The following is a 25,423-nucleotide window of genomic DNA, read 5'->3' as shown; positions in this document are numbered from 1 at the left end:
CTCTGCACAATATGCCGCCGTCGGAAGCTCATCCGACCATAACGATAATATAATCAAAGTTAGGGAGACTTATTGTGCGTCACTTCAGACTTAAAGCAACCACACTGGCAATAGCGGGAATTCTGTCAGCCCCGCTGCTGGCTCAGCAAAGCAATGCCAACGAGAACATCAGTAATGAAAGCGATATTGAAGTACTGTCAGTCGTCGGCAAACGGGTTAGCTACGCTAACAACAGCACCGATAGCAATTCCAAGCAGCTGCAACCTGCCATCGGCAATGTGTTGGATCTGGTCGATGCGTTGCCGGGGGTAAACGTAGGTCAGGGCGATGCATTTGGCGGCGATGACTATACCACCACTATCAGCTTGCGCGGCTTTGTGATTGATCGGGCAGATCAGCAATTAGGCATTACAGTGGACGGTGTACCCAACGGTGGCTCAGCCTATGCCGGCGGCAGTAAAGCCAACCGGTACCTGGACAGTGAAAACACACAGTATGTTGAAGTCGGCCAGGGCTCTGCCGACATTGCCTCAGCGTCACTGGACGCGCTGGGCGGCACGCTGAATTTTGTCAGCAACAATCCACTGGCAGATAAAGGCGCCAAAGCGGCGTACAGCAGTGGCAGCAACAATACCAGGCGTTATTTTGCCCGTTTTGATACCGGCCTGCTGTTTGACCACACTACAGCCTACTTCAGTTTATCCGACAGCTTCGCTAACCGCTGGATTGGCAGCGGCAGCAATGGCGCAACTGAACGGTTGCATGCTGAAGCAAAAAGTATCACCGAACTTGATAAAGTCCGTATTACCGCACGTTTATCCTACGATGATGCTAACGAAGACAACTACGATTACCGCTCACTTGAGCAGTTCAGGCAAAACCCGCACTGGGATGGCTTAACCAGCGCCTGGACCGGCGATCCGGACATTGATCAGAACTTTGCTGAAGCCTGGTCTACACTGCGTGAAAATACCTTGCTGTATGTAAAAACCGAATTCGACATTACCGAGCAGTTGGAAGCCGATATTACACCCTACCTGCACTGGCAAAATGGCCGCGGCGACTGGTTGCCGCCATATCAGGTTTATGCAGTTGACAGCAACGGTCAGCTAATCAGCAAAGGTAACGGCACTGAGCGTATCACTTACAACTATATCGACGCTAACGGCAGGCCGGTGCTGGGTAGCCCTGAAGATAGCAGTGCTCTGACACGTGTATCGTCCTACCGGCATACCCACTATGAGAAACAGCGTTACGGCGTTACGGCTAATTTGCAGTGGACACTGGCACAGCATCAGATCCGGGCGGGGATCTGGCTTGAGCAGCAGGAGCGCAGTCAAATCCGCGACTGGCACAAAGTCATCGACCCTAAGGTGTATCATTACTTCGACCAGACGCCTTACTGGGTGCAGTTTGATGATGATTACGATCAAGACGTAGTGAAATATTATCTGCAGGATCAAATAAGCTTTGGCGACTTACAGCTAAACCTCGGGTTGCAACAGTATCTGATAGACATTAGCCGCACCGATAACTTTGATGCCAGTAATAACGGTAAGCTCGACAGTGATTCTGATCTGCTGCCAAGCCTGGGCCTGGTATACCGTTTAACGGATACGCTAGAAGCCTTTGCCGGTTACTCGGAAAACTTCAAAGCTATCCCGGACACTATTTTAAATACTGCCGGTCAGGATTTCGCACAGCTTGAAGCAGAAACCGCTGAAAACTATGAACTGGGCATACGTTACTTCGGTGAAACGCTTAATCTGTCTGCTACCTATTACAGCATCGACTTTAATAACCGTATCACCCTGCTGGCCTATGAAGAAATTGATGACCTACCGGATTACCTGACCGAACTGGATGGTACCTTTGTCAACGTCGGCGGTGTCGAGTCAGAAGGCTTTGAAGCCAGTCTGGATTGGCGCTTTGCACAAAACTGGTCTTTAACCTCATCACTAACCCTGAATAGCTCTGAGTACAGCGACACCATTAACGGCTACCGCGCCGGCGATAAAGTTGCCGCTATCCCTGAACAAATGCTGGCCAGCGCACTGCATTACAATGATGGCCACTACCGAGCCGGTATCAGCGCTAAATATACCGGTGAGTACTACGGCGCAGCCAAACGCAGTACCAGCGGTGACGTCAGTGTCTGGAACCGTGATGACATTCCGTCATCCGTTATCTGGAATGCGTACTTTGGTTACCAGCATGATCTGGGCAACAATGCCATGTTCCGCAGTGCTGATCTGGCGCTGACACTGAACAACATCACAGATAAAGCTTATATCAGTGGTGGCCAGGAAGGTGCTTACTTGCTAGGAGCAGACCGCACAGTCAGCTTTAGCGTCGCGCTGAGCTTTTGACGATACTCTGACTTCAGACCTTTTTTAATAGCAACGCTATGGTTTCGCCATAGCGTTTTTCTATGACTTTTTCACGCACAATAAAAAACCCGCTGCAGTGTTACCTGAAGCGGGTTCTTCGTATATGGCGGACGCAGGAGGATTCGAACCTCCGACCGCTCGGTTCGTAGCCGAGTACTCTATCCAGCTGAGCTATGCGTCCGGGATGAAACAGATTTTAGCACACTATTTATTAAGCACTGTGTCGGTGCTGCCCATATCAGATGGCGGACGCAGGAGGATTCGAACCTCCGACCGCTCGGTTCGTAGCCGAGTACTCTATCCAGCTGAGCTATGCGTCCATCTGAAAAATGGCGGAGAAAGAGGGATTCGAACCCTCGATAGAGTTTCCCCTATACACCCTTAGCAGGGGTGCGCCTTCAGCCACTCGGCCATTTCTCCGCGCTGTGTTGCGGCGTGTATATTAATGTCTCAGGAAAATAAGTCAAACAATTTTTGGAACTGAAAAGCGCGTTTGCCGACCTTTTAAGCAATTCGCCGGAATTAAGTCATAAAACGTACAAAAACGGCATAAATCATCGGCAAGGCACAGAGATGACGCGAAATTTACTCATCGTCACCATAACTTGAATCTGGTGAGCCCTTCTCGGCCTGAATCCGCATATAAATTTCTTCACGATGCACAGACACTTCTTTTGGCGCATTGACACCAATACGTACCTGATTACCTTTCACTCCCAACACGGTGACTGTAACTTCATCACCAATCATCAGTGTCTCACCAACACGACGAGTAAGAATTAGCATTCGTTTGCTCCTTGTTCCTTTTACCCAGCATGATACACACCGGTGTCTACACTAAAGCGCCGTATCATAACTCAGCTACTTAGCTGATTAAAAGTCAGGCGTTTAAATAATTAGCACTGCCAGACGGCATTTTGACGACTTAACCCTAATATTGTAACAATCTGCCAGCCTGCGTCGGCAAATACGCGATGTTTACACACGCCCACAAGGCAAATTCCCTGCCCGGCGATACCTGACAGCCTTGTTGTTTCACTATTAGTAAAAAAGGGCGCTGGCGCCCTTCTTTATAGTAGATTTAAGCAGTTTAGCCCAATTTTTCTGCGACAAGCTTTTTTGCCGCTGTCATAACTGCAGGTAAAGCTGCTATATCCGAACCACCGGCTTGCGCCATATCGGGCCGGCCACCACCTTTGCCGCCTAGTTGCTCAGCGGCCCAGCCAACCAGCTGCCCGGCGTGTACTTTGCCTGTGAGATCTGACGTCACACCGGCGATCAGGCTGATTTTGTCGTCATTTACTGTGGCAAGTAAGATCACGCCTGAGTTCAGTTTATTTTTCAGTTCATCGAGCATAGTACGTAGTGCTTTAGGCTCCGTTGCTGGCAGTTGTGTAATCAGCACCGTCGCCCCGGCTACGTTATCTGCCTGCTCCAATAAAGACGCACCTGCCTGACTGGCCAGCTTAGCTTTTAACTGATCAATTTCTTTCTCCAGCTGCTTGCTGCGCTCCAGCGCCTGCTGCACACGCTCGCTGATACTAAACAGGTCGCCTTTTAGCGCGCTGGCTACACTTTGTGCCTGCTGCTCTAACTGCTGTACATAAGATACGGCGCCGCTACCGCTAACAGCTTCAATCCGGCGCACACCAGAGGCGATACCACCTTCAGAGACGATTTTAAACAAACCAATATCACCGGTGCGGCTTACATGAGTGCCGCCACACAGCTCAATAGAAAATTCGCCCATGCTCAGTACGCGTACTTCGTCGTCGTACTTTTCACCAAACAGCGCCATTGCGCCGGCGGCTTTGGCCTGCTCAATCGGCATTAACCGGGTTTGCAGCACATTGTTGTGTTGAATTTGCTCATTAACCATTTGTTCAATAAGGCGCAGTTCTTCCGGTTTTACCGCCTCGAAGTGGCTAAAGTCAAAACGTAAGCGTTCTGGCCCCACCAAAGAGCCCTTTTGCGTAACATGCTCACCCAACACGTTGCGCAGGGCGGCATGCAACAAGTGGGTAGCAGAATGGTTTTGTTTGATGGCTGCACGGCGGGCGCTGTCAATTTGCGCATCTACTTTGTCGCCAACTTTTATGCTACCCGCGACACTGCCTTTGTGCGCAAAAGCTTTACCCAGTTTTATCGTGTCTTGCACGGTAAACACAGCGCCACTGGCCAATGTCAGTGTACCGCTGTCGCCCATCTGACCGCCTGACTCTGCATAGAAAGGTGTTGCGTCCAGCACCAGCATAGCCTGCTGACCATCCTGTATCGCCGGAACAGCTTTGCCTTCAAACAGGATTTCAACTACCTGAGCATTACCAAATTCATGCTCATAACCGGTAAACGTTGTCTGCTGACTGGAAGTCACTGCTGCGTTGTAATCTGCACCAAAGTTTGACGCCTGTTGTGCCCTTTTACGCTGCTCTGCCATAGCGGCATCAAAACCGGCCTGGTCTATGGTCAGATTACGCTCACGCGCCACATCATTTGTCAGGTCAACCGGGAAGCCGTAAGTATCGTATAACTTGAATACCAGCTCGCCAGGCAACTCGGTACCCTGCAGGCCAGCCAGCGCTTCTTCTAAAATCGCTAAGCCACGTTCCAGCGTTTTGCCGAACTGCTCTTCTTCCAGCTTCAGAATTTTTTCTACCACAGCCTGCTTTTCTGCCAGCTCAGGGTAAGCTTCACCCATTTGAGCTACCAGCGCTGCGACCAGTTTGTAGAAAAACGCACCTTTAGCGCCTAACTTGTTACCGTGACGCACAGCACGGCGCACAATACGGCGTAGCACATAGCCGCGGCCCTCGTTTGACGGTTGAACGCCATCAACAATCAGGAAAGCACAGCTACGGATATGATCGGCGACTACCCGCAGCGATTTATCACTCAGATCCGTTGCGCCTGTCGCCTCTGCTGCCGCTTTGATCAATGCAACAAAGGTGTCAATTTCATAGTTGCTGTGTACATGCTGCAAAATAGCTGCAATCCGCTCCAGCCCCATACCGGTATCAACGCTGGGTTTAGGCAGGTTTTCCATGCGGCCATCGGCGTGGCGGTTAAACTGCATAAAGACGATATTCCAGATCTCGATATAACGGTCACCGTCTTCTTCCGGTGAACCTGGTGGGCCGCCCCAGATATGCTCGCCGTGATCATAGAAAATCTCCGTGCACGGACCGCACGGGCCGGTATCGCCCATAGCCCAGAAATTGTCAGATGCATAGGGTGCACCTTTGTTATCGCCAATACGGATAATGCGTTCAGCCGGCACACCAACTTCTTTTAACCAGATATCGTAAGCTTCATCATCGGTTTCATACACCGTCACCCACAGCTTTTCTTTTGGCAGCTTCACGACAACCGTCAGAAACTCCCAGGCATAGGCGATAGCGTCACGTTTAAAATAATCACCAAAACTGAAATTACCCAGCATTTCAAAAAAGGTATGATGGCGCGCGGTATAACCAACATTTTCCAAATCGTTATGTTTACCGCCAGCCCGCACACAACGCTGGGCTGAGACAGCACGGTTGTAGCTGCGTAAATCCTGACCCAGAAATACATCTTTGAACTGCACCATACCGGCATTGGTGAACAATAATGTGGCATCGTTACCCGGGATCAGCGAACTGCTGGGTACAATTTGGTGCTGTTTGCTGGCAAAAAAGTCTAAAAAGGCACGCCTGATACTGGCCGATGTCATTGTCATGAAAAAATCCTGTCCGCTTCGGTTTTACTCTGTTTGATTCATCGCTATTTGAATCTGTTCGTTGCTAAAACCACGGCGCTGCATATATGCCATGCGTTTTAGCTTTTCTTTATAATCAGTTACTTCACTTTGTCCGTACTTTTTCTGGTACTGCTGGCTGGCCATGGCAAACCAATCAATTTCCAGCTCGGCCGCGCATTGTAATACCTGCTCTTTGGCTATCTGCTGTTGCCGGCATTCCTGCACAATGTAATTCAGGCCGTAACCTTTACCGGCCCGGCTGCGCACCAACATCTGCAGAAAACGGTTCTGATCCAGATAATTCTCGCGCTTGCACCAGGCAATAACCAAGGCGATATCAGCCGGCTCACCGCCCTGGCGGCCCAGCCGCAGGCTTAGCTGATTTTCACTGTAATCGCGCCGGCTTAACCAGTTCAGTGCCATACGCTTAAGCTCAGCCACATCCGCCAAAATTATACTTCCAACACTGCGTCGTCAGTAGCTTTGACTTGCAACGCAAAAAATTCATTGAAGGATAAAAAGAATGCGATATTTAGCACCGGTACAACGACAAGCAGCCCGATAAAGTACGTAGGCATGGTAAGCATTATCAGTACCAGACTCAAGAGAAGGAAAACCATTAGCGGGATAATATTACGCCAGCAGGCAACGAAGCTCGCTTGCATGATAGCAAGCAAGCGCCGCTCTTTAAGAAAATAGGCAATAGCAACGGCATAGGCAAATATCATCCACACCAGCACAAAGCCCATAACGAACAACAATACCAACGGCATTTGCAGGTTGTTGTCCTGTTGTTGCTGCATCAGCACCACAGCCAGGCTACTAAGCGGAATAGATGCCAGCATATTCAACCCGGCAAGACGGATAAACACGGCACGGCAACCAGTTTCCTTTAACGGCGAAAATAATCCTGTAAATTGCATCGTCTGCTGATTTTGTATTGCAACGACGCTTTTATACATCCCAGCTGTGAGAAACGGGTTGAGTAAAATGCCAATTACAGCGGTGAACGGATGAATTTGTCCCAGTAAGGCTATGGCACCCAAAATAATGAACATCAACACCCAGTTCAGCGGCGCTTTTATAAAAATAGCCCAGGCTTGTTTAAGCCAGTTAATTGATGCCAACACCGGTGCCCGGCGCACAATTAATTTTACCCGAAACTGCTTGTCCACATCCTCTCCACTAGTCAAAAGCATTATCTGCTAAATGATACAGTGGCTAATAATACTGGAAATCAGGCTAAATGAAGAGCGTTTGATACAAATCTGTGCAACCGATGCCCGGATTAATGCCCGGGCAACAGTTCAGTCAGTAAGGCTTTGGCTGATCCCGTTTGCTGCAACTGCCAGATAATAAAACGACTGTCGACATGCACAGACCGGCTCAGTGCTGCGTCGTAGTGCCAGTCAGCCAGCAGATTTTCCTGCACACCAGCAAACATGATGCCGACAAGTTCCCCTTTAGCATTAAAGGTAGGCGCTGCACCATAATCACTGCAGCTATCGATACTGCTCAAAAAGTTAACCGCAATGTCGGGTATCGGGGTAACACTGTCCGAAGAATCGACGTCGTGCTGGCGTTTCAGATAACTTTTCAGGCTGCTAAAGGGTTGATGCCAGACAGCGTCCATCGGGCTATAACCACTGACACGCCCTATGCTAAAACGCAGTGCACCGTTTGCCTCTGCATAGGTAGCTTTACCCCTGGCGTCATTAAATGCCAGCAACACTTCCATGACGGCAGCACGGACACTGTCCAGTTCTGCTTTTAATTCTGTGCGATCTTGCGCAAGCTGCATGGCTGTATCATACATCGCCACGGCAAAACTGATCAGTGGATCACCGCTTTGCTGAAACTGCTCGGCGCTGCGTTCAAGCCACCCCAGACGTTTTGCCGGTTCGGTTAAAGAGGTTCCACGATACATAGCAGACAATTTATGCCGCACAATTTCGCGGTTAAAACCATCGCTTAGCGCAAAATACTGATCTAATGCTGGCAAACGCTGAGTTTCAGGCAACTGTGAATACTGGCTCAGGAAGTGCAGTGCCAACTCCATATCAACCCGGGCGTCGAAGTGTGCATCCAGCTCTGATAATTGCTTACGCAAACGCGCTGTCTGCTGCTTGTCTGGATGTAATGCCAGTTTATACAGCTGATTAGCCAATGCCGGTAGCTGAGCATACTTCAGAAATCCCAGCGCCAGATCGCGCTGAGCGGCAGCTTGCTGACGCTCCAGTACCTGCTGCAAGCGGTCTAGCACAGGCCCGTATAACTGCTGCCTGACCGGACTGTTGTTTATCCACTCCACTACAGCATTTCGCCGCTGCTGTTTCAACGTTAAAAGAGAACTGCGCTGGTAATGCGCCAGCAAAGCGCTGACTGTCTCAGCTTGCTGTTTTAATTCTGCCAGTGTTGCAGCATATTGTTCAGCCCGTTCACTGCCTGGTGGTGCCAACTGCTCGATAACGGCAACAGCCTGTTCAAAATAGCCAACTGAACGCGGGTATAATAATTCAAAGTTAAAACGTATCTCAGCTTCAGTAGCATAACGCTGACTGGCAGAAGAGAAGCCCGGTGAGATCACCAGCTCATTTTCTGTGACCCCCTGGCGTGACAGTCGGGCAAATTCAGACTGATAAGGGATGTTTGTACTGGCAAGAGCGCCGTCGGTCTGAGCACCAGCAACATAAGCTCTTAATAACACATAGTCCTGGCTGTACCGCGGCCAACTGCGCTGCGGCATTTGCTCTGCTGATGCTGGCCGGTATACCAGACGCAGATCGCGCAGTACTTTGTAGCGGATAAGATAAAACTCCAGTCCGTGATGCAACGATACTACCTCGCAGCGATAATCACTTTGCTGCTGGCAATCGCTTACCATAGCAGTTTTCAGCTGTTGCAGTTTAACACTGCGCTGCTGTGGTGTTGGCTCGGAGTTCAGCTCACGGTTGATGGTGACTGTGACATCTTGTGTCTGCTGTGGTAACAACAGCTCAAGATCGGTAATCGGCAACTCTGAGTCATGGCTTTGCGCGACAAACTCTTTACCATCTGTAGCGCCAAGGTAAGGCGCCACACAATGATAGCTGGTGATTAGCAAGCCCGTTGCAGACACAAAAGCAGTACTGCAATTACCCAGTTTCCCGCTTGTTCGCTGTATATGAGACAACGGCAAACCATGTGGCGCATCACCTCTTGCAAAAGAAAAACCACGCAGTGCTTCGCTGCCCTGCTCAAGCTGACGCTGCAACCAAAAGCCTTCTTCTGCGCGGGCATTTACCCAGCAAAGAGACACAGCCAGCAGAGTGCAACTTAGTATTTTCTTCATAACAAGGTATCGCTCATTCATCTGGCGCAGACGCTATCATATTCTGACTTACTGTCAGCAGTGATTGCGGTAAAACGCCGGAATTTGCGGTAACCGTACACGTTCAGACGCAAGAAAAACCTTGGCCAGAGCTTGATCTCTGGGGCGATGACCGCATAATACAGCGACTGGACAAAACAGGTGCTGTTATGGAAAATTTTCTGGAAAAACTGATGTATTCCTCGCGCTGGATTATGGCGCCCATTTACCTTGGTCTTAGCCTGGCATTAATTGCACTGGGCATAAAATTCTTTCAGGAAATTTTTCATATCCTGCCCATTATTCTAAGCATGAAAGAAGTTGAGCTGGTGCTGGTTGTGTTGTCGCTGATAGATATCGCTTTAGTTGGCGGCCTTATCGTCATGGTGATGTTTTCCGGTTATGAAAACTTTGTGTCACGCCTTGATTTAGAAGGTAATGACGACAAGCTGAGCTGGTTAGGCAAGCTGGATTCTGGCTCACTGAAAAACAAAGTTGCAGCCTCTATTGTCGCAATATCGTCAATTCACCTGCTGAAGGTATTTATGAATACTGAAAGCATCGCTAACGACAAGTTGCAATGGTATTTGCTTATTCACATAACCTTCGTTTTATCGGCCTTTGCGATGGGCTATCTGGATAAAGTTCTGCGCAAATAAAAACTAACGCTCACCCGAACGGAATCAAACGGGTGTAACGCTAATTTCAGCTGTGCAAACAAGAGGTGAGCATAGTGATAACATTTATTCAGTCGTACTGGCGCTACTGTGTGCTGCTGATAATACTGAGCTGCCAGACTATCGCGGCTCAGCAGTACGGCACTCCGCTGCTGAGTAATTTCAAACCCAAAGACTACAATGGCGGCACTCAGAACTGGGCTGTCGTTCAGGATCATCGAGGCGTGCTCTATGTTGGCAACAACGTAGGGGTGCTTGAATATGACGGTGCCAGCTGGCGTATGATACCGACCCGTAACAAAGCAGTTGTCCGTTCACTGGCGCTAGCCGCCGATGGTAAGATATATGTAGGTTCTAAAGGAGAGCTGGGTTACCTCGACACCAGCAGCCCGCAAGGTACCCAGTACGTTTCATTGCTGGAGCGTATTCCGGCCGATTACCGCAACTTTCAGGACGTGCGCCAAACTTTTGCCACGCCGCAAGGCATATACTTTGTAAGCCGAAGTGCTATTTTTTTGCTGACGCCACAGCAAGTTAAAGTCTGGACAACCAGTAGTGCCTTTCACAAAGCATTTTATCTGCAGGAACGGTTATTCGTCAGGGAAGAAGGCCGCGGCTTGTTGCAGCTGCGCGATGGCGAGTTCAGCGCCGTGCCGGGAGCAGAGCGCTTTGCTGATACCAGCGTATTTATGCTTGAACCCTTTGATGAGCAAACATTGCTGGCAGGCAATCGCGAGGGTGAACTGTTTTTGCTAACCGAGAACGGCAGCCAGCGTTGGCATACCGAAATAGATGACGCGCTAAAGCAAGCTTCACTGTACAGCGGTATCAGACTGAGAAACGGCGATTACGCGCTTGGTACCACTGAGGCAGGCCTGTTTATTCTGACAGCTGATGGCAAGTTAAAAAGCCACATCACCACGGCGTTGGGATTGGTCGATCAGAATGTCAGGGCGTTGTATCAGGACCACCAGCAAGGCTTATGGCTGGCGCTTGATCACGGACTTAGCCGGATAGATCTGTCTGCAGCCATCTCCTATTACAGTGATGCCAGCGGTCTGCAAGGCAATGTGCTGTCGCTTTATCAGCACCAGAACATACTATATGCAGGTACCAGCCTCGGTTTGTACCGGCGTAATGCGCAAAACCGCTTCGAGCCTGTAAGCCAGATACAAAAACAAACCTGGGATTTTATCAACTATCAGCAGCAGCTGCTTATCGCAAACAGCAAAGGCGTTTATGCCCTTGAGCAAGGCGATGTCACTCTGCTTCGACGCTCAGAACTGGCAAGTAAAGTGTTGTATCAGTCATTGCGCAACCCAGAGCGCGTTTATATCGGTTTGCAAAATGGCCTGGCCAGCATGCGCTATGAACAGGGACGCTGGCTTGATGAAGGCCGGGTTCCCGGTGTGCAGGGTAATCTGAACAGTATTCTGGAAACGCCGGATGGTGAGCTTTGGTTGGGGACTTTAGCGCATGGTGTATACCGCCTGACGCTGCCAGGTCAGTGGCAGGGCGGCAATTCCGTGCCTTTGCCTATCAAGCGTTTTAGCAGTAATGAAGGCCTGCCCAGCAATAACCGAAACAGCGTCTACTGGTACAAACAGGCGTTATTGATTGCAACGGTTGCCGGTTTCTATCGTTTTGATGAGCAGCAACAACAATTTACATTGGACCCTCAGTTATCTCTGGCCTTTACAGACTCTCAGCCCTGGGTGCGGGATCCGCAAACCGATAAAAACAATAACTTATGGCTGCTAACCTGGGATAACGATACCGGCAGGCGTCAGGCCGGCGTATTGTTTGCAGACAGTGCAGGCTTTTATCGCTGGCAGGCCTCCGCGCTAAAACCCTTGCAGGATATTCCATTGGATACGCTGTTGATAGACGAACAGAACGTGATCTGGTTTGGCGGTGCAGAAGGCATATTCCGTTTTGCGATAAATGAACATCGTAACCTGCCACCCAAGCCGCCGCTGCTGCGCCAATTAAGTACACTTGACGGACCGGCAGTCTACAGCGGTGGAGCCTTACCCAATAGGCTGAAGCTTGGGCCTGACAGCACAGCGCTACGCTTTGAATATGCCAGCCCGAACTTCAGCCACTTATTTCAGCCCCAGTTTCAGGTCAAACTGCAGGGTTATGATAAAGACTGGTCGCTGTGGAGCAATGAGCTGTACCGTGATTACACTAACCTGGCACCGGGAGACTATCAGTTTATGGTGCGCAGCCGCGATCACCAGGGTAATCTGCAATTATCTGATCAGCTCAACATCTACATTGCGCCCCCCTGGTATTTCAGCACAGCAGCCTGGGCCGGTTATGTCCTGCTTTTCGTGCTGCTGATATACGTTTTGCTAAAATGGCGCACTTATCACTTAACGCAGGAAAAACACCAGCTAACCCGGCTGGTGGAACAGCGTACAGCACATCTGCAGCAAACCATGGCGCAGTTACAACAGGCGAAACAGAGTGCTGAGTCTGCTGCACAGGCCAAAAGTGAGTTTCTGGCTAATATGAGCCACGAGTTGCGTACCCCACTCAACGCCGTACTGGGGTTTTCCCAATTGGCCCAGCAAAGTGAAGACCCGGCAACGCAACAGAGCTACCTCGACAAAATTCGGGCATCCGGCAGAATTTTACTTAGTATAATCAACGATATACTTGATTTCTCCAAAATTGAAGCTGGCAAACTGGAACTGGAGCAAGCGGCATTTAGCCTGCGGGAAATGCTGACACAAGTCATTGATATGTTCAGTGCGCAAATTTCGCAAAAAGGCCTGCAATTTGTGCTGCAGCTTGAGCACGATGTTCCGGATAAGCTGACTGGTGATGCCCTCAGACTGTCACAAGTACTGATTAACCTGCTAAGTAACGCGATAAAATTTACTGAGCAGGGCGAAATTACCCTTAGTGTTTCAGCAGAAGCCGTAAAAGACCGTTACCAGCTGCTTTTTGCAGTGACCGACACCGGTATTGGTATCAGTGAACATCAGCAACAGCAATTGTTTACCGCTTTTAATCAGGCTGACAGTTCAATCAGCCGCAAATATGGCGGTACAGGCCTGGGTCTGACGATTTGCCAGCGTCTGGTCACGCTGATGGGAGGCAAGCTCAGCGTTAGCAGCGCCCCCGGCCAGGGTAGCCGCTTTAGTTTCAGTCTGATGTTTGATGTTGCTGACGTTGCAGCTCTGACAGTCGATAAAGAAATACCTGCCCTCACCACCAGTGTGACGACCGGCAAACATACAATTTTGTTAGTAGAGGATAATTACTTTAATCAGGCACTGGCGCAAATTATTCTGCAGAAACTCGGTTATACAGTGGTGCTCGCCACCAGTGGTGAACAGGCACTGCAGTGTCTGACATCACAGACGGTATCGCTGGTACTGATGGACATAGAAATGCCAGGCATTGATGGTTTTGACACGACACGACAGCTACGCCAACTGCCCGGGCTCAGTAATCTGCCGGTTATCGCCATGACAGCACACAATTCTGACTCTACCAGGCAAGATGCCAGCCAGGCAAAGATGAATGAACTTATCAGTAAACCTATTGATGCCTCAAAATTGGCTGAGCTGCTGCGTAAATGGCTCGACTGACACTGCAGCCAACACGGCAGCTCAGTAACTGTCTGTGGGCCCGTCACAATAAAAACGGTTAGGTAGCTGCTGGTTTAGCTGCATAAAATAGCTCAGCTGCAGCTGTTGATACCAATTATCCAGCAAAACACTCAGCAGAGCCTTGTCAAAGCTACGCTGAAGTGCGGGGTCACGGAATGCCGCCCGGTACAAGGTGGAATCAAACAACTCATGCACTGTCACTGCTGCTGGCATTGTTGAGTTCTGCTGATGATAGGTAAAAATATTGCGATCAAGCACTATCGCCGCGGCCCGCCCCTGCAGCAACATTTCTACCTGTGCCCGCTGATCCACCGTTTCCTGATAGCTTTTGTTCTGCAAAACGGCGTCGCGATAATCCGCGCCGAGCACTTTACTGGCGCCCTGAAACGCAATCACCGTTTTACCCGCCAAATCAGCCGGATGTTGTATCGTCAGCTCATCATTACTGCGGCTGACAACAACGTTTTGGTAGCGGATATAAGGTTGGGAAAAAAATACGCCCGGCTCATCGGCTGTAACCGCTTGTAACGTCGCTACATCACCATTACCGCTTTCCAGTAAAGCACGGATACGGGAGTTAGGCACAAAGACAAACACCGCTTCATGTCCCATCCGGCGGATAACTTCGCGCAGCAGTTCCAATTCATAACCACTGACCGTCTCAAGCCGGATATAAGGCGGCTTGTTTTGCCCCACCAATACATTCAGCGGTGCAGCGCTTAGCTTGCCGCTGCACAACACTATTAAAGCTAACATTATCCATCTGCGCATCGACAACGACTCCAGCTTTGTTTTGTTAAAGCTTAGACCGTTTTACCTGACGGCATGGATAAATTTCAAGTTCTTCCCGAAGGCAGAAACAAAAGAGTTTTGATGTTTTACAATAACTTAACCAAGGTTCGGTGCCAGCCAGCTTTGAGCCTGCTGCTCATTCCAACCTTTTTTCTGTGCGTACTCATTTAGCTGGTCTGCACCGATTTTACTGACGGTAAAATACTTACTGTCCGGATGCGCGAAATACCAGCCACTTACCGCAGCCCCCGGCCACATGGCATAACTCTCGGTTAATTGGATGCCGGTTTGCGCTTCGACATCCAACAACTGCCATAACGTGCCCTTTTCTGTATGCTCCGGACAGGCCGGATAACCTGGTGCCGGCCGGATCCCCTGATACAACTCACGGATCAGCTGCTCATTATCCAGATTCTCCTCGGCGGCATAGCCCCAATACTCGCGTCGCACTTTTAAATGCAGGTATTCGGCCAGCGCTTCGGCTAAACGATCGGCCAGCGCTTTGACCATAATACTGCTGTAGTCATCATGAGCTGCCGCATATTCGGCGGCCAGCTCGTCAGCGCCAAAGCCGGTGCTGACGGCAAAAGCCCCGATATAATCCGCCACACCACTGTCAACTGGCGCGACAAAATCAGCCAGACAGCAGTTTGGCGCATTATTTCTCAGCTGCAGCTGCTGACGCAGATTATATAAGCGGGCTTTTTCAGTGCTGCGACTCTCATCGGTGTATACCACAATGTCATCACCATCGCTGTTCGCCGGGAATAAACCGAATATGGCTTTGCCGCTGACATGGCCTTCACCAATCATTTTATCAAGCATAGTGTTGGCATCTTTAAACAGCTTTCGTGCTTCTATGCCGACTTCAGCATGGTTCAGAATAGCCGGATACTTACCCGACAACTGCCAGGTTAAAAAGAATGGTGTCCAGTCAATGTAATCGCGCAGTACATTCAGATCGACGTTCTGCCACAAATGTACGCCAGCGAGTTTTGGCGCTGGCGCAACACGGCTCAAATCGAGCTGAAAGCGGTTTGCTCTTGCCTGCTCCAGGTTGAGCAGTGTTTGCCCGGGCCTTGAGCGCGCATGTTGCTCACGGGCAACCCGATATTCATTTTTAATGCGCGCTAAATAATCTGCTTTGCTGTCTTTACCAATTAACGCCTGTACTACTGACACACTGCGCGAAGCATTCGGTACATACACCACGCCATGACTGTAGTTAGGCTCAATTTTGACTGCTGTATGCGCTTTGGACGTTGTCGCTCCGCCTATCAACAGCGGTTGGGTATAACCCAGCCGGGTCATTTCTTTGGCGACATGCACCATTTCATCCAGTGACGGCGTAATCAGGCCGGATAAGCCGATTACATCCACATTTTGCTCTTTGGCGACGCGCAATAACTCTGCACAAGGCACCATCACACCAAGGTCAATAACCTCAAAGTTATTGCACTGCAGCACCACGCCGACAATATTCTTACCAATATCGTGTACATCGCCTTTTACCGTTGCCAGCAGCACTTTGCCCTGCGCCTGGCCGCCAGCTTTGTCCTGTTCGATATAAGGTTGCAGATAAGCCACCGCTTTTTTCATCACCCGCGCCGATTTGACCACCTGCGGCAGGAACATTTTGCCCTCACCAAACAAATCCCCTACCACGTTCATGCCGTCCATCAGCGGGCCTTCAATCACATGCAACGGCTTTTCTGCCTGTTGGCGGGCGTCTTCGGTGTCTTGTTCAATAAAATCAGTGATGCCTTTTACCAGGGCATGCTCCAGCCGCTTATTAACCGGCAGGCTGCGCCAGGCATCATCAGCTTTTTCGGCAACACTGCCATCGCCTTTAAACTGAGCGGCAATCTCCAGCAAGCGCTCGGTTGCATCGTCACGCCGGTTAAGAATCACATCCTCCACCCGCTCGCGCAGCAAAACCGGAATATCATCATATACCGCCAGCTGACCTGCATTAACAATGCCCATGTCCATGCCGGCAGCAATGGCATGGTATAAAAACACCGAGTGAATCGCCTCACGCACCGCGTCATTGCCACGAAACGAAAACGACACATTGGATACACCACCGGAGATTTTGGCATACGGGCACAGCCGCTTTATCTCTCGGGTAGCCTCAATAAAATCTACCGCATAGTTGTTATGCTCTTCTATACCGGTGGCGACAGCAAAGATGTTAGGGTCAAAAATAATGTCTTGTGGCGGAAAGCCAATTTGCTGTGTAAGGATGTGATAAGCACGCTGGCAAATTTCCACTTTACGCGCTTTGGTATCGGCCTGACCGGATTCGTCAAACGCCATTACCACAACAGCGGCGCCATAACGGCGTAGCAACCGGGCCTGATGTAAAAATGGCGCTTCGCCTTCTTTTAACGAAATGGAGTTAACCACCGCTTTGCCCTGAATACATTTCAGTGCGGCCTCGATGACTTCCCATTTGGATGAGTCGACCATAATCGGCACGCGGGCAATATCGGGCTCTGCAGCCAGCAGTTGCAGGTAGCGCACCATTGCAGCTTTGCTGTCCAGCATCGCTTCATCCATATTGATATCGATGATTTGCGCGCCGTTTTCGACCTGCTGTCTTGCCACATCAAGCGCCGCTTCATAGTCGCCGTTTAAAATCAGTTTTTTAAATTTTGCCGAGCCGGTCACGTTAGTCCGCTCGCCGACATTGATAAATCTGGCTTGTTGTTGCATCACCACTCCAGAGAAAAGGCTTCAAGGCCGGCTAAGTGAAAACTGTGCGCAGCTGCTTTAGGCTGACGAGGCGGCGCTGTTTTAACCGCCAGAGCTATCGCTTTGATATGCTCTGGTGTCGTACCGCAGCAGCCACCAACAATGTTTAAAAAGCCTTGTTTAGCCCAATCGGCAATTTCAGCTGCCATCTCTTCTGGGCCCAAATCGTATTCACCAAACTCATTAGGTAAACCTGCGTTGGGGTGCACCGACACAAACGCTTCCGACACGCCGGACAGTGTTTCGACATAGGGGCGCAATAAGTCTGGCCCTAATGCGCAGTTAAGGCCAAAACACACCGGCTCAACGTGCGCAAGGCTATGATAGAACGCTTCTGTAGTCTGGCCCGACAAGGTGCGGCCAGAGGCATCGGTGATAGTGCCGGAAATCATTACCGGCAACTTAACGCCGACCTCATCAAATACCTGCAGTACCGCAAAAGCCGCGGCTTTGGCATTTAGCGTATCAAAAATGGTTTCAAGCATAATGATGTCAGCACCACCCTCAATCAGTGCTCTGGTAGATTCAGTGTAAGCTTCGACCAGCTCTTCAAAACTGACATTGCGAAACCCCGGGTCGTTGACATCCGGCGAGATAGAAGCAGTACGGTTAGTCGGCCCAAGCACGCCGGCGACAAAGCGCGGCTTGTGTGGCTCAAGTGCCGTGATCTCATCACAGACTTTACGCGCCAAAGCGGCAGATTTGCGGTTTATCCGCGCCGACAAGCTTTCCATCTGGTAGTCCGCCATGGCAATGCTGGTGGCATTAAAGCTGTTGGTTTCAACAATATCGGCGCCAGCCAGTAAATACTGACGGTGAATATCTGCGATTAAATCCGGCTGCGTCAGCACCAGCAAATCGTTGTTGCCTTTGACATCGCAAGGCCAGTTGGCAAACTCACTGCCGCGGTAATCAGCCTCCTGCAGCCGGTGTTGCTGGATCATCGTGCCCATAGCACCATCCAGAATTAAAATTCGCTTTTCGAGCAACTGACGAAACTGCTGCGCTGTTAATCTTGCTGTCATAATATGCTCTTTATCTTAGGCACCGTGACCAATCTGGCTTAACTCAAATGGTGTGGCCTGATACACATAGTAGTTCAGCCAGTTGCTGAACAGTAAAAAGGCGTGGCTTTGCCACAGTTTCTGTGGCCCTTGCATAGGGTCATTATTGCGATAGTAATTTTCCGGCAACTTAGCAGTTACGCCGGCGGCCAGATCGCGCTGATACTCTTCGTCCAAAGTGGTTAAGTCATACTCAGGGTGGCCGGTAACAAAAACCCGGCTGCCACTGCTGTTTTGCAGCAAATAGGCGCCGGTAACATCGGCCTCGGCCAGAATATGTAAATCGTCGTGCTGCTGGTATTTTTGCTTGGGTACCTGGGCATAGCGCGAATGTGGCACTAAAAATTCGTCATCAAAACCACGCACCAGCGGGCACAGTGGCTGGGTCACCTGCTGCCAGTAAACCCCCGACAGTTTCTCGCCGCGAATTTCGCGCTGCAAACCATAGTACTGATACAGCGCCGCATGCGCCGCCCAACACAGAAATAAGGTTGAGGTAACATTATTGTCGGCCCAGCGCAGAATATCGCCAAACTGCGCCCAGTAGGTAACGTCTTCATAATCTACCAGCCCCAGTGGCGCACCGGTAATAATCAGACCATCATACTTCTGCTGTTGTACTTCTGAGAAGTAACGGTAAAAACAGTTCAGATGGCTTGGCGGCGTGTTTTTACTTACATGATCATCAATGCGCAGTAAATCGACATCCACCTGCAACGGGCTATTCGCCAATAAACGCAACAGTTGAATTTCAGTGGCAATTTTATTGGGCATCAGGTTTAAAATCGCAATTTTAAGCGGCCGGATGTCCTGCGACTGCGCCCGGCTTTCGGTCATCACGAACACATTTTCTGCCGACAAGGCTTCTACCGCCGGCAACTGATCGATCACTTTAATAGGCATAGCCACATCCGCTTAACTGACATAGCCGCTATGTTGCGTAAAATGCACAGCGAAGTCAACTTCTATACGTTTAGATGGCTAAATAATGAAATGGATTTGTCAGGTTTAAAGTACAGCATCATGCTACTGTTGGCGAGGGACGCAGCTGCGCCAGCAGAAATTCGATAAACACCCGTAGCCTCAGCGGCATATGCCGGGCATGCGGATATAACAGATACACCGGACGGGATGTGCCGCTGTATTGTGGCAGCAACTCAACCAATTTGCCCTGTGCCAGCTCGCGCTCAAACATAAAACGGTATGTCTGAATAATACCGGCACCGTGTTTTGCTAAGGTTACCACGCCCAACAAATCATCGGTACATTGATAGCTGCCGCGGGTTTCTATCTGTACCTGCCGGCCGTTCTGCATAAAAGGCCAGCTGATGGCTTTACCGGTGCTGGGCAATTCAAACTGCAGGCAGTCGTGCTGCTGTAAATCGTCCGGATGATTTGGTGTGCCCGCCCGACGCAAGTAAGACGGTGCAGCTACCGTTGCCAATTGCACATCCTCCAGTTTACGGGCAATCAGACCTGAATCTTTCGGATCACGCATCCGGATAGCCAGATCGATATTATCTGCTGCAAAATCAACATTGCGGTTGCCCAGGTGCAAATGAAACTGCACATCCGGATAACGCTGCCTGAACAATGGTAATAACGGCAGCAAGCGAAAATGTGCGTAGGGTGTCGGCGCACTGATCCTGAGTAGGCCTGATGGCGTGGCCTGGCCACCGGAGACTTCGCGCTCGGCCTCCTTCAGCTGCGCCAACGCATCATGGCATTTCAGATAATAACTCTGGCCATTATCAGTCAGCCTGATTTGCCGCGTCGTACGGACAAACAGTCTGACGCCAAGCCTGTCTTCCAGCCTGGATATCGACCGGCTTACTGCTGCCGGTGTAATACCGGCACTGAGCGCAGCTTTAGTAAAGCTGCCAGTCTCTGCCGCCAGACAGAACAGCTCAATACCACTGTATTGCTTGTCATCGAATATATGCGTCATCAGCCTGCCCTCCTCACAATTGATTACATTATGTATCAAGTAATTCAAATAATCCGATATTTATCGGCACTCTGGTTAAAAGTAAAGTGTCATTGCTGACCGGTTTACGGTGCCAACATTTCAGCTACAAGGAGCAAAATATGAGCAACAGCAAACAGACAGTTATAGTGACAGGTGCTTCCAGTGGCATTGGGTTTGCCATTGCTAAAGCATACTTAGAGCGTGGTTATAATGTAGTAGGTAATGCCCGCACGGCTGAGCGCTTAGCGCAGGCCGCGAACGAGCTAGGTAACCCGGCCAACTTTCTCACTGTGGCCGGTGATATTGCCAAACCTGAGACAGCCAAAATGTTATTCGACCAGACCATTAAACACTTCGGCGGTGTCGATGTGCTGATTAATAATGCCGGTGTATTTATCGCCAAGCCGGTAAATCATTACACTGAAACCGACCTTAATGCCTTAGTTGCGACTAACCTGCAGGGCTTTTTCTACCCGGTGCAGCAAGCTGTGACCCATATGCAAGCTCACGGCGGCGGCCATATTGTCAGTATCACCGCCAACATTGGGCTACAGCCTACCGCCAAACTGCCGGCTGCCTTGCCGGTACTGATAAAAGGCGGCATAAATGCGGCTACCCGCCATCTTGCAGTCGAACTGGCGCCGACAAATATCCGTGTTAATGCGGTAGCACCGGGTATTATTGAAACGCCGCTGCATGGTAACTTTGCTGACGCTCAAGCGTTCCTGAATCAGCTGTCACCCAGCGGTAAAACCGGCACTGTGCAGGATATCGTCGCGGCTGTGTTGTATCTGACCGATTCGGCGTATGTCAGTGGTACTATTATGGCGGTTGACGGCGGCGCCGCAGCCGGTGTCTGGTAATTGATTGTCCAAGGAGCATCGCTATGCCATACGTTAATATCCGTGTCACTGAAGAGGGCGTGACAACAGAGCAGAAACTGCAATTAATTGAAGGCGTAACAGACTTACTCAGCGATGTGCTGGGTAAGGACCCGGCCACTACCTTTGTCATTATTGATGAGGTACCTACCGATAATTGGGGCCTGGACCGGGAAAATATCACCCGCCGCCGTCAGCGCGAAGCGGCAAAAAAAACTGAGCGATAAATGCCTGTAATAAAAAGCCCGCCGCAGTAGCCGGGCTTTTTATACAATGCAAGTACACTACATAGCTTCAATTTGGTGAGGTAGGTACTGACTTCTTAGCAAATAGTTTTCGTAGCAATGCGCCCAGGCCCAGCAAAATAAAAACACCAAACTTTTTCAGAAACACCAGTGCCAGCGCCAAAAAGCCGGTTTTCGCCAGCACTTTACCGGCGACTAATGCGCCCAAACCATACGCAGCAACCTGATCCAGCTCCGGGTTAAAATCAGCATACTGAGCACCACTATTAAATTCGGCCAGGGCCAGTACCGAATCTAAATTCTGGTTAATTTGTGGCAGCTGTTCCATACCGGCAATAAAATTCAATACCAGTACCCCTTTACGCCCCAGCACGCGGATATTGTAATTCAGCGTATTAACTTCATTGTCACCAAATTGAATTTCCTTGGCCCAGTGCAGCTTATGCTGCGCCTGATCATAAAATGGTTTTGCGGCCCAACCGACTAACGCGATTGGCTCATAACCATGCTCTACCCGCTCTTTGCTGGCTTCTGCTGTATCCTGCTGCATCTGTACTAACAATTCTGTGTAGTCAATATCTGCAGCATCTTCATCCGATACATAACCGTCCTGTTCGTATTCGACAGTAACTGCCCATGACTCGGCGTCAAACGGGGTGAAATTAGCCGGAAAAATCATGCCCAGTACATTTTGTCCCGGCGGGTTACCCCACACATCAACCAACACGGTTTCGGCATCTTTTGCTGATAAAAAGTAAAACTCATCAGGAATATTCAGTGTTGCATCCGTTCCCGGCAGGCTGATCCTACCCTGATTTTTCTGCAATGATGCCAGGATTTGACCGGCCCATTCCTCGTATTCTGCTTGTTGCTGTGTAGTTTCGTCCTGTGGGACGACTGTTTCTTCATTACTGGCATAAGCAATTGGTGCCAGCAACATGAAGCAAACGGCAAAAATATGTGTCAGTTTCATTATGCTTCCTTCTGAGCGAAGTTATTCCATCATGGCAAAAAGGCGAATTGGGTAACGAGCAGCGCCAGATAGAATGTCGCTGTTTTTATTAATAAATTCAAATTTTTATTCGAAGCAAGCCTGAGTAATATAATAAAAATTGCTGTAATCAGCTTTTGCGGCAGCGGTAATGCTATAGAGTGGATGCCAATATTTCCGAAAAAATGGCAGCATAGGTTGATACGCTGCCATTATTATTTACAGACTAAACGCTAGTTTTTTCCTTAATAAGGTTATTTACCTGCCAGCATACTTTCCAGCTCAGCGATAAACTCTTTATCGTCCGGCTTAGTGCGGCTGCCAAAGTGTTTTACGGTTTGCTCATCACTGCTCACCAGGTACTTATTAAAATTCCAGCTCGGTGTTTCACCGGTTTTGGCAATCAGCGCTTTAAATACCGGGTTAGCGTCATCACCAGTGACTTTAGAACTGGCAAACATAGGAAATTTTACGCCGTAGGTTAAATAACACACTTCAGCCGTTTTACCGGCATCGTCATATTCCTGTTTAAAGCTGTCGGAAGGAAAGCCCAGCACCACCAAACCTTTGTCCTGATACTTCTGGTACAGCGCTTCCAATGCATCAAACTGCGGTGTAAAGCCACACTTGCTTGCGGTATTTACCACCAGCACAGTTTTGCCTTTAAAGCTGTCACATAAATCTACGCTTTCCCGGGTATTCAGTTGCTGCATGGAATGGCCAAGAATTTCACCGCATTGATTTGCCATCGCCGGCGCGGCAAGCACTGAGGTGATTATCGCCATAGCGCTTAGTAGCTGTTTCATTGTTATCTCCTGTAAGGGCTCACTGTTATGTTGCCAGTTCATTACGTACGCTAAGCTTAAACCGATCTGTACCAAAGCGACAGGCTTAAAACTGATACCGTATTGTCAGGCGGGCACTGCGGGGTTCCATCGGATGAGAATGCCTGTCCTCCACCCCCTCTGCCGGCTCATCAGTAAGACGGGAAGCATAAAAATAATCAATGTCGCTGTCATTGCTGTCGAGCAGGTTTAGCAGCTCAAACCCGAGTTGCCAGTTTTGCCATTGATACTGGTAGCCGCCATTTAGCACGGTGCTGGTGCCGGAACGCTGGCGGTTATAGCTGTCCAATGTACGTTTGCCAAAATGTCGCAGCCGTAAACTCAGCTGCCAGGGAGAGTCTGCTTTATAAATCACTCCCAAGCTGGCAACTACCGGCAAAGCACCATCTACGTAATTGCCTTCTTCAGGGCTATTCTGAGAAAACCGTGAGCGCGTCAGTGCAAGCTCGGCATCTATGCTCCAATTGCTGTTAAACCAGTAATAAGCTGCCACTTCTACGCCGAAGCGCCTTGACGCACGGCTGGGTTCGTTTGTACCGGCATCACCGACATACAACAGCTCAGAATCCATCTCCAGGTACCACAACGCGACTGACGCATTAAGCGCACTGTAGTCAAAAAAGCGCAGGCCAAGTTCAGCACCATTGCTACGAACCAGCAGGTTAAGCGGCGCGACACTGTCACCACTAACCGGATCGACTGTCGTCGTTGCGCCACGGGCGTCATTCGAGTGAAAACCTTGTCCGGCATTGATATAAGCCTGCCAATTCGCGGCAAACTGATAACTCAGCCCCGTTTTCAGCGACGCAATACCGTCAGAGACACTACCACCATTCAGAGCCAGATCACTGGTCACGTCAGCATCGACATAATCGTAACGGATACCTAAGTGCGCGCTCCAGTCACTGTTCAGTTGCAGCGTAGTTTGGCTGAATAACGCCACAGAGCCTTGTTCAACGGCATCTGAACGAACTGAACTTAAACGCTGCCGCTTTGCGGTGTTGTAAAGCCCTACCTCAGCGATATCATCATAACGCAGCTGTGTCCCGGCGACATGCTCCACCGCAAATTCGCCTACCTGATGATGCCAGTGATGACTTAGCTCACCACCATATATCCACCTGTCATCGACCTGCTCAAACTGATCGCCGTTGACCGGATCATTAAGGAAATAAGTAAAATTGGACCACAGATCCATTTTGGCCTGTATTGCATAAGCATTCCACTGCCAGGCATCGCTGTACCAACTGGCAGAAAGGCTATAGCGTGAACTGTTGCCACCCAAATCAGTATCCAGTGAGCCAAAGCTGTCAATTAATCCCTGTACTACTGCCCGCTGTGGTATTTGATCTGCTGAATTCCAACTATTGTCATATGCCATCATTGTCAGCGCTAACTGGCCCGCGCCCACATTCTGGCTGTATCGAGCCAGCAAATTTACTTTATCAACGTTTTCATCGACATCCGTCCAGGGCCCGGTATATTGCTGCAACTCTGCTGCCAACAGCATGTTGCCCTTGCCTGCAGCGGAACTACCTTTGCCAAGCAGGCGGCTGTAGCCATGTTGCCCCAAAGTAAGTGCTGCCGTTTTGCTAGTGCGGTTTTGAATACCAAAGCGTGCGGTACCCGCTGAGGAAAAGTCGCCGCTATTAGCATGGTAAGCACCTTTCTGATAATCAATCTGTGCGATAACCTCGGGCATGATGAAGTTTAAATCGGTATAGCCCTGGCCATGGCCGTGGCTGCGCATATTAACCGGCATACCGTCAACATAAGTGGCAAAATCGGTGCCGTGGTCCAGATTAAAACCACGCAAAAAATACTGATTCGCTTTACCGCTGCCGCTATGCTGGGTTACCACCATACCGGGAATAAACTCCAGTACTTCACCGGTTCGCAGTAAAGGACGGTCGGCAATTTCGCTGTTACCAATAACGCCCTCAGACGCCGAACTGGCCAGGCCCAGCAAATCGGTCTGCCTGCCTTTAATAGTAATTTGCTCCATCATGTGGGCAGACAAAGGGTCTGCTATCACCTGAGATAATGGCGCTAGCGACAAAAGCATCAGGCTGAGCCAGCTGACCGGGAGATATTTCATTAA

General features: G+C 49.9%; 16 protein-coding genes, 3 tRNA genes and 1 pseudogene. 5 read left to right on the top strand and 15 right to left on the bottom strand.

What is annotated here, in order from left to right; genetic code table 11:
• Nucleotides 1-74 precede the first annotated feature (74 nt).
• Nucleotides 75-2,369 (top strand): TonB-dependent receptor domain-containing protein, encoded by a 2,295-nt coding sequence (locus tag LHL18_RS15205; RefSeq protein ID WP_226767674.1) that lies wholly within the window; start codon nt 75-77, stop codon nt 2,367-2,369.
• Nucleotides 2,370-2,494: 125 nt separating this feature from the next.
• Here LHL18_RS15205 and LHL18_RS15200 read toward each other — a convergent pair.
• The 8 genes from LHL18_RS15200 to LHL18_RS15165 form a co-directional block, all read right to left on the bottom strand.
• Nucleotides 2,495-2,571 (bottom strand) — tRNA-Arg (locus LHL18_RS15200).
• A gap of 62 nt (nt 2,572-2,633) precedes the next feature.
• Nucleotides 2,634-2,710 (bottom strand) — tRNA-Arg (locus tag LHL18_RS15195).
• Nucleotides 2,711-2,720: 10 nt separating this feature from the next.
• A tRNA-Ser gene (locus LHL18_RS15190) sits at nt 2,721-2,810 on the bottom strand.
• A 165-nt stretch (nt 2,811-2,975) separates the two neighbouring features.
• The gene (gene csrA / locus LHL18_RS15185; protein WP_134056983.1) at nt 2,976-3,176 is read right to left on the bottom strand and encodes a carbon storage regulator CsrA; all 201 of its coding nucleotides are present in this window, start codon (nt 3,174-3,176) and stop codon (nt 2,976-2,978) included.
• 304 nt (nt 3,177-3,480) lie between these two features.
• Nucleotides 3,481-6,099 carry an alanine--tRNA ligase gene (alaS, locus tag LHL18_RS15180; protein WP_404817945.1) on the bottom strand — a complete coding sequence of 873 codons (2,619 nt, stop codon included), beginning with the start codon at nt 6,097-6,099 and terminating at the stop codon, nt 3,481-3,483.
• A gap of 30 nt (nt 6,100-6,129) precedes the next feature.
• On the bottom strand, nt 6,130-6,567 hold the full coding sequence (locus LHL18_RS15175) for a regulatory protein RecX (RefSeq protein ID WP_226767772.1): 438 nt from the start codon (nt 6,565-6,567) through the stop codon (nt 6,130-6,132).
• An 11-nt stretch (nt 6,568-6,578) separates the two neighbouring features.
• A complete protein-coding gene (locus LHL18_RS15170) occupies nt 6,579-7,301 on the bottom strand; it encodes a DUF2189 domain-containing protein (RefSeq protein ID WP_134056988.1) in 723 nt (240 codons plus the stop codon).
• 113 nt (nt 7,302-7,414) lie between these two features.
• Nucleotides 7,415-9,457, bottom strand: a complete 2,043-nt coding sequence (locus LHL18_RS15165; protein WP_226767672.1) for a S46 family peptidase — start codon at nt 9,455-9,457, stop codon at nt 7,415-7,417.
• Between the two features lie 188 nt (nt 9,458-9,645).
• Here LHL18_RS15165 and LHL18_RS15160 point away from each other — a divergent pair, with 188 nt between their 5' ends.
• Nucleotides 9,646-10,134 carry a TIGR00645 family protein gene (locus LHL18_RS15160; RefSeq protein ID WP_226767671.1) on the top strand — a complete coding sequence of 163 codons (489 nt, stop codon included), beginning with the start codon at nt 9,646-9,648 and terminating at the stop codon, nt 10,132-10,134.
• Between the two features lie 74 nt (nt 10,135-10,208).
• Nucleotides 10,209-13,757, top strand: a complete 3,549-nt coding sequence (locus LHL18_RS15155; RefSeq protein WP_226767670.1) for a hybrid sensor histidine kinase/response regulator — start codon at nt 10,209-10,211, stop codon at nt 13,755-13,757.
• Between the two features lie 21 nt (nt 13,758-13,778).
• Here LHL18_RS15155 and LHL18_RS15150 read toward each other — a convergent pair whose 3' ends face one another.
• From LHL18_RS15150 to LHL18_RS15135, 4 genes and pseudogenes are all read right to left on the bottom strand, one after another.
• Nucleotides 13,779-14,534 carry a substrate-binding periplasmic protein gene (locus LHL18_RS15150; protein ID WP_226767669.1) on the bottom strand — a complete coding sequence of 252 codons (756 nt, stop codon included), beginning with the start codon at nt 14,532-14,534 and terminating at the stop codon, nt 13,779-13,781.
• A 132-nt stretch (nt 14,535-14,666) separates the two neighbouring features.
• Nucleotides 14,667-18,352, bottom strand: a pseudogene (gene metH, locus LHL18_RS15145) (methionine synthase).
• Between the two features lie 15 nt (nt 18,353-18,367).
• Nucleotides 18,368-19,294: a homoserine O-succinyltransferase gene (locus LHL18_RS15140; RefSeq protein WP_226767668.1), complete on the bottom strand. Its 927-nt coding sequence runs from the start codon at nt 19,292-19,294 to the stop codon at nt 18,368-18,370.
• 118 nt (nt 19,295-19,412) lie between these two features.
• A complete protein-coding gene (locus LHL18_RS15135; protein ID WP_226767667.1) occupies nt 19,413-20,339 on the bottom strand; it encodes a LysR family transcriptional regulator in 927 nt (308 codons plus the stop codon).
• Nucleotides 20,340-20,479: 140 nt separating this feature from the next.
• On the opposite strand from LHL18_RS15135, the gene LHL18_RS15130 reads away from it, so the two are divergent.
• Together LHL18_RS15130 and LHL18_RS15125 are read left to right on the top strand one after the other, a co-directional pair.
• Nucleotides 20,480-21,223 (top strand): SDR family NAD(P)-dependent oxidoreductase, encoded by a 744-nt coding sequence (locus tag LHL18_RS15130; protein ID WP_226767666.1) that lies wholly within the window; start codon nt 20,480-20,482, stop codon nt 21,221-21,223.
• A 23-nt stretch (nt 21,224-21,246) separates the two neighbouring features.
• The gene (locus LHL18_RS15125) at nt 21,247-21,468 is read left to right on the top strand and encodes a 2-hydroxymuconate tautomerase family protein (protein ID WP_226767665.1); all 222 of its coding nucleotides are present in this window, start codon (nt 21,247-21,249) and stop codon (nt 21,466-21,468) included.
• A 67-nt stretch (nt 21,469-21,535) separates the two neighbouring features.
• Here the strand turns inward: LHL18_RS15125 and LHL18_RS15120 are convergent, their stop codons facing one another.
• The 3 genes from LHL18_RS15120 to LHL18_RS15110 all read right to left on the bottom strand — a co-directional run bounded on the left by LHL18_RS15120 (nt 21,536) and on the right by LHL18_RS15110 (nt 25,420).
• Entirely contained in the window at nt 21,536-22,459 is a 924-nt protein-coding gene (locus LHL18_RS15120) for a DUF2167 domain-containing protein (protein WP_226767664.1), read from the bottom strand.
• Between the two features lie 272 nt (nt 22,460-22,731).
• Nucleotides 22,732-23,283, bottom strand: a complete 552-nt coding sequence (locus LHL18_RS15115; RefSeq protein WP_134057010.1) for a glutathione peroxidase — start codon at nt 23,281-23,283, stop codon at nt 22,732-22,734.
• Nucleotides 23,284-23,368: 85 nt separating this feature from the next.
• Nucleotides 23,369-25,420, bottom strand: coding sequence for a TonB-dependent receptor (locus LHL18_RS15110; protein ID WP_226767663.1), 2,052 nt, complete (start codon nt 25,418-25,420; stop codon nt 23,369-23,371).
• Nucleotides 25,421-25,423: the final 3 nt, after the last annotated feature.

The organism is Rheinheimera aquimaris (assembly GCF_020531985.1).
Taxonomy (GTDB): Bacteria; Pseudomonadota; Gammaproteobacteria; order Enterobacterales; family Alteromonadaceae; genus Alishewanella; species Alishewanella aquimaris.
The sequence above is the reverse complement of the archived record's forward strand: the minus strand, read 5'-3'. Positions and strand labels throughout refer to the sequence as shown.

Bases quoted from the DNA above. Each gene is read 5' to 3' on its own strand.
- LHL18_RS15130 (WP_226767666.1), top strand. From the start codon at position 20,480: ATGAGCAACAGCAAACAGACAGTTATAGTGACAGGTGCTTCCAGTGGC.
- LHL18_RS15165 (WP_226767672.1), bottom strand. From the start codon at position 9,457: ATGAAGAAAATACTAAGTTGCACTCTGCTGGCTGTGTCTCTTTGCTGG.
- LHL18_RS15150 (WP_226767669.1), bottom strand. From the start codon at position 14,534: ATGTTAGCTTTAATAGTGTTGTGCAGCGGCAAGCTAAGCGCTGCACCG.
- LHL18_RS15115 (WP_134057010.1), bottom strand. From the start codon at position 23,283: ATGAAACAGCTACTAAGCGCTATGGCGATAATCACCTCAGTGCTTGCC.
- LHL18_RS15140 (WP_226767668.1), bottom strand. From the start codon at position 19,294: ATGCCTATTAAAGTGATCGATCAGTTGCCGGCGGTAGAAGCCTTGTCG.
- LHL18_RS15125 (WP_226767665.1), top strand. From the start codon at position 21,247: ATGCCATACGTTAATATCCGTGTCACTGAAGAGGGCGTGACAACAGAG.
- LHL18_RS15110 (WP_226767663.1), bottom strand. From the start codon at position 25,420: ATGAAATATCTCCCGGTCAGCTGGCTCAGCCTGATGCTTTTGTCGCTA.
- LHL18_RS15120 (WP_226767664.1), bottom strand. From the start codon at position 22,459: ATGAAACTGACACATATTTTTGCCGTTTGCTTCATGTTGCTGGCACCA.
- LHL18_RS15135 (WP_226767667.1), bottom strand. From the start codon at position 20,339: ATGACGCATATATTCGATGACAAGCAATACAGTGGTATTGAGCTGTTC.
- csrA (WP_134056983.1), bottom strand. From the start codon at position 3,176: ATGCTAATTCTTACTCGTCGTGTTGGTGAGACACTGATGATTGGTGAT.
- LHL18_RS15160 (WP_226767671.1), top strand. From the start codon at position 9,646: ATGGAAAATTTTCTGGAAAAACTGATGTATTCCTCGCGCTGGATTATG.
- alaS (WP_404817945.1), bottom strand. From the start codon at position 6,099: ATGACATCGGCCAGTATCAGGCGTGCCTTTTTAGACTTTTTTGCCAGC.